Source organism: Acidovorax sp. KPB24-07 (assembly GCF_057543315.1).
Genome location: NZ_BAAJYS010000654.1, coordinates 1 through 1321 on the forward strand (window position 1 = coordinate 1; position 1321 = coordinate 1321).

The 1321-nt window shown below is 69.5% G+C and carries 3 protein-coding genes; 1 reads left to right on the forward strand and 2 read right to left on the reverse strand.

Going from position 1 to position 1321, the window contains the following annotated elements:
* Positions 1 to 164: helix-turn-helix domain-containing protein (locus tag AC27IQ_RS24735; RefSeq protein ID WP_487091183.1), on the reverse strand; the 164-nt coding region annotated here is incomplete at its 3' end.
* Between the two features lie 106 nt (positions 165 to 270).
* Here AC27IQ_RS24735 and AC27IQ_RS24740 point away from each other — a divergent pair.
* Entirely contained in the window at positions 271 to 1077 is an 807-nt protein-coding gene (locus AC27IQ_RS24740) for an SDR family NAD(P)-dependent oxidoreductase (RefSeq protein ID WP_487091181.1), read from the forward strand.
* 8 nt (positions 1078 to 1085) lie between these two features.
* Here AC27IQ_RS24740 and AC27IQ_RS24745 read toward each other — a convergent pair.
* A partial coding sequence (locus AC27IQ_RS24745) for a magnesium chelatase subunit ChlI family protein (RefSeq protein WP_487091182.1) occupies positions 1086 to 1321 on the reverse strand: 236 nt, incomplete at its 5' end.

A 1321-nucleotide genomic window follows, 5' to 3' on the forward strand; every position in this document is an offset into this window, starting at 1 on the left:
CGCCGCGTGGTCCGGTGCAGCAACCGGGTGCCGAGCTGGCTTTCGAGCTGCTGAACCGCCACCGACGCGGCGGCTTTCGGAATGCCGAGCGCATCGGCGGCCTGGGTGAAGCTGGACAGCTCCGCCACGCGGACGAACACCAGCATGCGGTCGAGGGGGTTCATTGTCTTTCTGGGGTGAACAAACTGATCAATTTTTGCCGATTTATGGGAGGGTGTCTGCTCAATAGACTGCCAAGCATTCCGTTGCCATCCCACTGAAAGGCCTGCCATGACCGCTTCTCTCCCCTCCCCATCCTCCACCGCGTCCTCGCCGGAAGCCGGCGCCCCCATCGCCTTGGTCACCGGCGGCAGCCGCGGCCTGGGCCGCAATGCCGCGCTGCACATCGCCCAGCAGGGCATCGACGTGATCCTGACCTACCGCAGCCAGGCGGCCGAAGCCGAGGCCACCGTGGCCGAGATCGAACGCCTGGGCCGGCGCGCCGTGGCCCTGCCGCTCGACGTCTCGCAGAGCGCCGGCTTCGCCGCGTTCGCCGCCCAGGTGCGCGAGGTGCTGTCGGGCCGCTGGCAACGCGAGCGCTTCGACTTCCTGGTGAACAACGCGGGCATCGGCATCCATGCCGGCTTCATGGAGACGACCGAGGCGCAGTTTGACCAGCTCGTCGACATCCATTTCAAGGGCGTGTTCTTCCTCACGCAAAAGCTGTTGCCGCTCATGAACGACGGGGGGCGCATCGTCAACGTGTCCACCGGCCTGGCCCGCTTCGCGCTGCCGGGGTTCGCCGCCTATGCTGCCATGAAGGGCGCCGTGGAGGTGCTGACCCGCTATCTGGCCAAGGAGCTGGGCCCGCGCGGCATCGCCGTGAACGTGGTCGCCCCGGGTGCCATCGAGACGGACTTCGGTGGCGGAGCGGTGCGCGACAACGCGCAGATGAACGCCTTCATCGCGTCCCAGACCGCGCTGGGCCGGGTCGGCCAGCCGGACGACATCGGCGGCGTGATCGCCTCGCTGCTGCTGCCCGGCAGCCGCTGGGTCAACGCGCAGCGCATCGAGGCGTCCGGCGGCATGTTCCTGTAAGCCTCAGTTCAAGCCGCGCCGCGGTGCAGCACCCGCCGGTACTGCACGGCCTCGGCCACGTGCGCCGGGGCGATGGCCGTGCTGCCGGCCAGGTCCGCGATCGTGCGGGCCACCTTCAGCGCGCGGTGCGTGCTGCGGGCCGACCAGGCCAGCCGGGTCGCGGCGGCCTGCAGAAAGCGCGCGGCCGCATCGTCCAGCGCCAGGTGGGTGTCGATCTGCTGGCCCTGCAGGGCCTGGTTGGGCA

Bases quoted from the DNA above. Each gene is read 5' to 3' on its own strand.
- AC27IQ_RS24740 (WP_487091181.1), top strand. From the start codon at position 271: ATGACCGCTTCTCTCCCCTCCCCATCCTCCACCGCGTCCTCGCCGGAA.